This is a genomic window from Brevundimonas sp. AAP58, from assembly GCF_001295975.1.
Taxonomy (GTDB): domain Bacteria; phylum Pseudomonadota; class Alphaproteobacteria; order Caulobacterales; family Caulobacteraceae; genus Brevundimonas.
The window spans coordinates 63,321-70,578 of the sequence record NZ_LJHU01000077.1 but is presented as its reverse complement, the minus strand read 5'-3'; the positions used below and the strand labels follow the sequence as shown (position 1 = coordinate 70,578).

The window sequence follows — 7,258 nt, the reverse complement described above, 5'->3', positions numbered from 1 at the left end:
CACCCGGTCTCCGCTCCGCTTCGACCCCCCTCCCCGTGCCGGGGAGGGAGATGCTATGCGCTGACCTATGCGCCAGACCTTCGACGAAACCACCGATCCGTCCTTCGGGGCGAAGCACCTGCCGCTCGTCCGCGCCAAGATGGCCGAGCAGGGGTTGGATGGCTTCCTTGTCCCGCACGAGGACGAACATCAGAACGAATATCTGCCCGAGGCGAACGACCGCCTCGCGTGGCTGACCGGGTTCACGGGCTCGGCGGGCGCGGGCGTGGTTATGCAGGATCGCGCCGCCGTTTTTACCGACGGCCGCTACACCGTGCAGGTCAAGGCCCAGGTCGACGCCGGCCATTTCGAGCTGCGCGATCTCGTCGAGGGCGGCGTGCCCACCTATCTGGAGCAGGTGCCGAAGGGCGCGGTCATCGGCTACGACCCGCGCCTTCACAGCCCGGACGCCTTGGCGACCCTGCGTCGCGCGGCGGCCAAGGCGGGTGCCGAGCTGAAGCCGGTCCAGGCCAACCCCGTCGATCTCGCCTGGGGCGACGAGCGGCCCGCTCAGCCGACCGCGCCGGTCGTTCCCCATCCCGAGCGCTATTCCGGGGAGAGCAGCGCCTCCAAGCGCGCCCGCATCGGCGAGGCGGTTGCCAAGGCTGGTGCCGATGCAGCCGTGCTGACCGCGCCAGCCTCCATCGCCTGGCTGTTCAATGTGCGGGGCGGGGACGTCATCCGCACCCCGCTGCCGCTCGCCCAGGCCATCGTCGAGTCGGACGGCCGCGCGCGGCTGTTCCTCGACCCCGCCAAGGTGACGAACGAACTCCCCGGCTGGCTCGGCGACGCGGTTCAGCTCGAGGCCCCTGAGGCCCTGCCGTCGTCGCTAGAGGTGCTCAGCGGTCGCCGCGTCCTGATCGATCCGGCCCAGTCCTCTGCCTGGTACCTCGACCGGCTGGAAGAGGCGGGCGCGACGGTCGTTCGAGGCATGGACCCCTGCACCCTGCCGCGCGCGACCAAGAACGCCGTCGAGATCGAAGGCAGCCGTCAGGCCCACATCCGCGACGGCGCGGCGCTCGCGCGGTTCCTGCATTGGGTCGACACGGTCGCCCAGATTGAACTGCCGGACGAGCGGACCGTGGTCGAGGCGCTGGAGCGCTTCCGCGAGGAGACGGGCGCGCTCAAGGATCTCAGCTTCGACACCATCGCGGGCGTCGGTCCGAACGGGGCGCTGCCCCACTATCGGCCGGTCACCCGCACCATCCGCCGTATGGAGCCGGGCTCGCTGCTGCTGGTCGACGGCGGAGGTCAGTATCTGGACGGCACCACCGACGTGACGCGGACGATGGCGATTGGCGAGCCTTCGGCCGACCAGCGCCGCATGTTCACCCTGGTGCTCAAGGGCCATATCGCCATGGCCACGGTCCGCTTCCCGGCCGGGACTACCGGGCATCAGTTGGACGCTCTCGCCCGTCTGCCGATGTGGATGGCGGGGCTCGACTACGACCACGGCACCGGACACGGCGTCGGTTCCTACCTCGGCGTGCACGAGGGGCCGCAGCGCATCGCCAAGGCGGTGAACACCCAACCTCTTCTGCCGGGCATGATCGTCTCCAACGAGCCCGGCTACTACCGCGAGGGCCACTGGGGCATCCGCATCGAGACCCTCCAGGTCGTCACCCCCGCCAAGACCATCCCTGGCGGCGAGCGGCCGATGCACGGCTTCGAGCAGCTGACCTTCGCGCCGTTGGACCGCCGCCTGATCGACGTCGATCTGCTGACCGCCGCCGAGCGCGCCTATGTCGATGCCTATCACGCGGAGACGCTGGCCAAGGTCGGCCCGCTGCTGGACGGCGAGGTCAAGGCCTGGCTGGAGGCCCAGTGCCGTCCGCTGTGACCGGCTAGGCGGTCTCCTCCAGCCGCCCCGCCAGCGTCAGCAGGTCCGCCCACGCCTGACGCTTGGCCTGGGGCTGTTTCATCAGGAAGGCCGGATGAAAGGTTGCCAGCGCAGAAGCCGAGATGTCGCCTTCCGCCAGACGCCATTCGCGCCACTGACCGCGCGCCTTGACGATGCTTTCTTCGCTCTTGAGCACCCCGCGCGCCGCGACGGCCCCCAGCAACAGCACCGCGCGCGGTTTCATCAGCTCCAGCAGCCGATCCAGGAACGGCGCGCAGGTCGCCTGTTCCTCGGGCGTCGGCGCCCGGTCGCCCGGCGGACGCCAGAACACCGTGTTGGTCAGATAGGCCTGGTCGGACGCCGCGATCGCGGCCAGCATGCGGTCGGTCAGAGTCCCGATCCGGCCGGAGAAGGGCTCGCCCGCGCTTTCGTCCTCGGCTGCCGGAGCATGTCCGATCACGAGCAGCGAGCCCTGCGCGCTCCCACGTCCGAAGACGCAGCCCCGCGCGCCCTGTCCGACGAGATCACAGCCCCGGAAGGTCGCCACCGCTTCGGCCAGAGCCTCGACGCTGTCGGCGGACCGCGCCAGCGCCCGCGCCTCGGCGACCACGTCGCGGGTGTCGACCGGGACCACGACCGACGCCGTCGCCTTGGCCACGGCCTTCAAGGCGGGGGCGACGACGATGGTCCGATCCTGCGGCACCTCCTCAAAGCAGGCGTCCACGCCCGCGTCGCGCCAGAAGGCGAGCAGGCTCTCGATCGCAGCGATGTCGCGAGGTTCGACGTTCATGGGACTGCGTCAGGGATAAGCCTTGACCGCCGTCGCGTCACCTTCGGATAAGGGGCGTCCACGGAAAACAACGAAGGTCCTTATGGCCCAAGCCATCGAAGGCGGCGCCACGTCCCCCGCCCAGGAAGCCATCCTCGACAACCTGCCGCCGCTGGAGGCGCTCCAGGGCGTCGAGCGCGACGTCATGGAGTACGACATCGTGATCGTGGGCGGCGGCCCGGCGGGCCTCGCCTCCGCGATCCGGCTCAAGCAGCGCGCGGCCGCCGACGGCAAGGACATCTCGGTCGCCGTGCTGGAAAAATCGGCCGAGGTCGGCGGACACATCCTGTCCGGCGCCGTGATCGACCCGCGCGCCCTGACCGAGCTGTTCCCCGACTGGAAGGATCGCGACGCGCCGCTGGAAACGCCCGTCACCGAGGACCGCTTCATGGTTTTGGGCCCGATGGGCCAGGTCAGCCTGCCGATGTGGGCCCTGCCGCCCATGATGCACAACGACGGCTGCTACATCGCCTCGCTCGCCAACGTCTGCCGCTGGCTGGGCGAACAGGCGGAAGCGCTGGGCGTCGAGGTCTATCCCGGCATGGCCGCCAGCCACGTCGTCTGGGAAGAGGGCACCGGCCGGGTCAAGGGCGTCGTCGCCGGCGTCTTCGGCATCGACAAGCACGGCCAGCCGACCGGCGACTTTCAGCCCGGCATCGAGCTGCACGGCAAGTACGTCTTCATCGCCGAGGGCGTGCGCGGGTCGCTGGCCAAGACCATCATCGCCCGCCACGAGCTGGCGAAAGGCAAGGAACCGCAGAAGTTCGGCATCGGGCTGAAGGAGCTGTGGCAGGTTCCGCCCGAGAAGCACCGCCCGGGCCTGGCCCAGCACACGACCGGCTGGCCGCTGGACGAGCACACCGGCGGCGGTAGCTTCATGTACCACTTCGGGGACAACTACGTGGCCATCGGCTACGTCGTGCACCTGAACTACAAGAACCCGCACCTGTCGCCGTTCGACGAGTTCCAGCGCTTCAAGCACCACCCGGCCATCGCCGAGCATCTGGAAGGCGGCACCCGCATCTCCTATGGCGCGCGGGCCATCACCGAGGGCGGTTTCCAGTCGGTACCGAAGCTGGCCTTCCCGGGCGGGGCCCTGATCGGCTGCTCGGCCGGCTTCGTGAACGTGCCCCGCATCAAGGGTAGCCACAACGCCATGAAGACCGGCATGCTGGCCGCCGACGCGGCCTACGACGCCGTGATGGCCGGCCGCGCGGGCGACGTGCTGGACGCATACCAGACGGCCTATGAGAACAGCTGGGTCTACAAGGAGCTGAAGCAGGTCCGGAACGCCAAGCCCCTGCTGTCGAAGTTCGGCACGACCCTGGGCGGGGCGCTCGGGGTCTTCGACCTGTGGTGCCAGAGCCTGACAGGCGGCCTGTCCGTCTTCGGCACCCAGAAGCACGGCAAGACCGACGCCGCCTCCACCGAGCCGGCGGCCAAGCACAAGCCGATCGCCTATCCCAAGCCGGACGGGAAGCTGTCGTTCGACAAGCTGTCCAGCGTTTTCATCTCCAACACCAACCACGCCGAGGAGCAGCCGGCGCACCTGAAGCTGATCGATCCGGACAAGCCGATCCTGGTCAATCTGCCGATCTACGGCGAGCCGGCGCGGCTGTACTGCCCGGCGGGGGTGTACGAGGTCGTCTACGCCGACGAGGCGGCGAAGACCGATCCGCGCTTCGTCATCAACGCCCAGAACTGCGTCCACTGCAAAACCTGCGACATCAAGGATCCGTCGCAGAACATCGTCTGGACCACGCCCGAGGGCGGCGGCGGGCCGAACTATCCGAACATGTGACGCGCGGCGGGGGAGGGGCCTTGCCGTCGCCGCATAAGCCGGGGATTGTCGCGACCATGCGCATGACCGCCCTTCGCTCGACCCTGCTCGTCGCCACTCTGCTGGCCACGACCGCCGTGGCGCAGGAGGCTCCGGCGCCACGCGTGCAGGACATTCCCTTGCGCGAGCTCGAGACCTCGCCGCCGCCCTTGCCGCCCCTGATCGTCGTCGGCGAGGGCGAGGAGACGCCGGCCCCGACGATCGACGCGATCCCGCGGGTTTGGGCCCCGTCGCCGCGCGACGAGGCGGGCCGCACGGCCTATGGGCTGTTCCTGTCGGGGCGTTCCGCCCTGTCGCAAGGCGCGTTCGATGAGGGCGCAGAGTTCCTCAGCGCCGTCCAGACCCTGACGCCCGAACAGCCCTCGGTGACCGAGCAGGCGACGACGGCGGCGCTTCTGGCTGGCGATCTGAGCTACGCCGCCCGAGCCGCCTCGTCCGACGCCAGCCTGTCGGCCGCGATCGGCGAAGCGGCCGAACTGGTCTCGGCCGTCCTCGACTTCGAACGCGAGGAGGCCCGCCGCGCCAACATCCGGCTCAAGGCCGATCCTGTCAGCGCGCCCCACGCCCGCGCTGGCGCTCTGGTCTCACCCTGGATTGCGGCGGCGGCGGGCGACTGGGAGACGGCGCTCACCGAGCCCGATCTGAGTGGAGACCCGCTGGTCGTCGTCTTCGGTCGCTACAACAGGGCCCAGTTGCTGGAGCGCCGCCGTCGCCACGATGAGGCCGAACAGGCGCTGCGAGTGCTGATCGACAATCCCCGAACGGCTCCGATCTTCCGGGTGCCTTATGGTGAGTTCCTGGAGCGGCGCGGCCGCCGCGACGAGGCCCTGGCCGTCTATGACGCAGGCATCGCCCAGGGATCGCCGGACCCGGCTCTCGCGCTCGCGCGCGAGCGCGCCGCCTCAAGAGGCCGTCCGCCGGCCCTGCCCAGCCTGCGCGAGGGCGCCGCCGAGGCCCTGACGATCGCGGCGCGGCAGGCCTCGGCCGAGAACGCGGAGCAGTTCGCGGTGGTTTACCTGCGTCTTGCCATCGCCTTGGATCGCACGCCCGAGACCCTCTATCTGCTTGGTCAGACAGCGACCCAGGAAGAGGACCTTCGCAACCTTGGCCTGTCGGTTCTGGCCCAGGTGCCGGAACAGCCAGCGGATATCCACGCCGCCGCCCAGGTTCAGCGGGGCCTGACCCTCGCCGCACAGGACCGCAACGAGGATGCGCTCGCCGCCTTCCAGGCCGCCCAGCGCTCCTCCCCTGAAGACGCGCGCATCGCCCGGGTCACGGCCGGTCAGTTGATGCAGCTGGAGCGATACGACGAGGCGCTGGCGATTCTGAACGGCCCTCTGCTCAACACCGCCGACCAGACCGCCGACATCCGCTTCCTGCGAGGGGCCGCCTATGAATCGCTCGGCCGCATCCCGGAAGCGGAGGCCGAGCTCTGGACAGCGCTCCAGTCGGCCCCCAACGAGCCGATCTACCTGAACTATCTTGGCTATCTCTGGGTCGATTCCGGGACCCGCGTCGCCGAAGGCGCTGAGATGATCGCTCGCGCCCACGCCGCCGACCCCGAGGACGGCAACATCCAGGACAGCCTGGGCTGGGCCCAGTTCCGTCAGGGTCAGTACGACGTCGCCGTGGAGACCCTGGAGCAGGCCGTCGCCAAGGAGCCAGCCAATGCCGAGATCAACGATCACCTCGGCGATGCCTACTGGATGGTGGGCCGCCGGAGGGAGGCGGGCTTTCAGTGGAGCCGTGTCCTGACGCTCGACCCCGACGCGGAACGCCGCGCGGCGGTCGAGCGCAAGCTGGCTGAAGGCCTGACACCGGAAGCGAGCGTCGGAGCTGGCCTCTGACGACGCTGAGCGCGCTCGCGCCCGCCAAGGTCAACCTGTTCCTGCACGTCGGCGCGCCTCGGCCGGACGGCTATCATCCGCTGTGCAGTCTCGTGGCTTTCGCCAATGTCGGGGACGTGGTGACCGTGGCCCCGGCCGATCAGCTGTCGCTGGAGGTGACGGGGCCGTTTGAACAGGGCCTGGCCGGGGAGGGGGACAATCTGGTCCTGCGGGCGCTGCGGGCCCTGGGCGACGCAGCCGGCATTGGCGAGCCGCCGCTTGCCGTGACGTTGGACAAGCGTTTGCCGATCGCGGCCGGGCTGGGCGGAGGCTCGTCGGATGCCGCCGCCGCCCTGCGTCTGGCCAACCGCGCCCTGTCGCTGGGCATGGACGAGGCCGCCCTGTCGGAGATCTCCCGCGTGATCGGCGCGGACGGTCCCATGTGCCTGCGCGCCCGCACGGCCCGGGCCGAGGGGATCGGCGATGTCCTGACCGATGCGCCGAACATGGCGAGGCTGCCTGTCCTTCTGGTCAACCCCGGCGTTCCCTCGCCGACGGGCGCGGTCTATCGGGCCTATGATGCGGGCGGAGCGGGGCAAGCCGACAGGCCATCGGATCCGACCCACTGGAATCCGCCCGACGTGGTGGCATGGCTGACGTCCCAGAGGAACGACCTCGAGGTGCCCGCGATCGCCCTTCAGCCAGAGATTGAACGCGCGCTGGCCGCGCTGCGCGAGAGTGAGGGGTTGATGCTGGCGCGCATGAGTGGGTCCGGCGCGACCGTGTTCGGCCTCTTTGGATCGTCAGCGGAAGCTCAGGAAGCCGCTCTCCGCCTCAAGGCCCAATACCCTGGCTGGTGGATCACCCCGGGCATTCTCGGCTAG

5 protein-coding genes are annotated in these 7,258 nt (G+C 69.7%); 4 read left to right on the top strand and 1 reads right to left on the bottom strand.

The features are described from left to right. Nucleotides 1–67: 67 nt before the first annotated feature. The gene (locus IP78_RS10975) at nucleotides 68–1,879 is read left to right on the top strand and encodes an aminopeptidase P family protein (RefSeq protein ID WP_054111721.1); all 1,812 of its coding nucleotides are present in this window, start codon (nucleotides 68–70) and stop codon (nucleotides 1,877–1,879) included. Between the two features lie 4 nt (nucleotides 1,880–1,883). Here the strand turns inward: IP78_RS10975 and IP78_RS10970 are convergent, their stop codons facing one another. Continuing rightward, on the bottom strand, nucleotides 1,884–2,669 hold the full coding sequence (locus IP78_RS10970) for a uracil-DNA glycosylase family protein (RefSeq protein ID WP_054111720.1): 786 nt from the start codon (nucleotides 2,667–2,669) through the stop codon (nucleotides 1,884–1,886). Nucleotides 2,670–2,853: 184 nt separating this feature from the next. Here IP78_RS10970 and IP78_RS10965 point away from each other — a divergent pair, with 184 nt between their 5' ends. The 3 genes from IP78_RS10965 (at nucleotide 2,854) to IP78_RS10955 (ending at nucleotide 7,258) form a co-directional block, all read left to right on the top strand. After that, the gene (locus IP78_RS10965; protein ID WP_054111727.1) at nucleotides 2,854–4,509 is read left to right on the top strand and encodes an electron transfer flavoprotein-ubiquinone oxidoreductase; all 1,656 of its coding nucleotides are present in this window, start codon (nucleotides 2,854–2,856) and stop codon (nucleotides 4,507–4,509) included. Between the two features lie 62 nt (nucleotides 4,510–4,571). Next, the gene (locus IP78_RS10960; protein WP_082384979.1) at nucleotides 4,572–6,395 is read left to right on the top strand and encodes a tetratricopeptide repeat protein; all 1,824 of its coding nucleotides are present in this window, start codon (nucleotides 4,572–4,574) and stop codon (nucleotides 6,393–6,395) included. Then, complete coding sequence (locus IP78_RS10955) at nucleotides 6,392–7,258, top strand: 4-(cytidine 5'-diphospho)-2-C-methyl-D-erythritol kinase (RefSeq protein WP_054111718.1); 867 nt, start codon at nucleotides 6,392–6,394, stop codon at nucleotides 7,256–7,258. The genes IP78_RS10960 and IP78_RS10955 overlap by 4 nt, the downstream gene beginning before the upstream one ends.

Coding starts and splice junctions, on each gene's coding strand:
- IP78_RS10975 (WP_054111721.1), top strand. CDS start 68: ATGCGCCAGACCTTCGACGAAACCACCGATCCGTCCTTCGGGGCGAAG.
- IP78_RS10970 (WP_054111720.1), bottom strand. CDS start 2,669: ATGAACGTCGAACCTCGCGACATCGCTGCGATCGAGAGCCTGCTCGCC.
- IP78_RS10965 (WP_054111727.1), top strand. CDS start 2,854: ATGGAGTACGACATCGTGATCGTGGGCGGCGGCCCGGCGGGCCTCGCC.
- IP78_RS10960 (WP_082384979.1), top strand. CDS start 4,572: ATGACCGCCCTTCGCTCGACCCTGCTCGTCGCCACTCTGCTGGCCACG.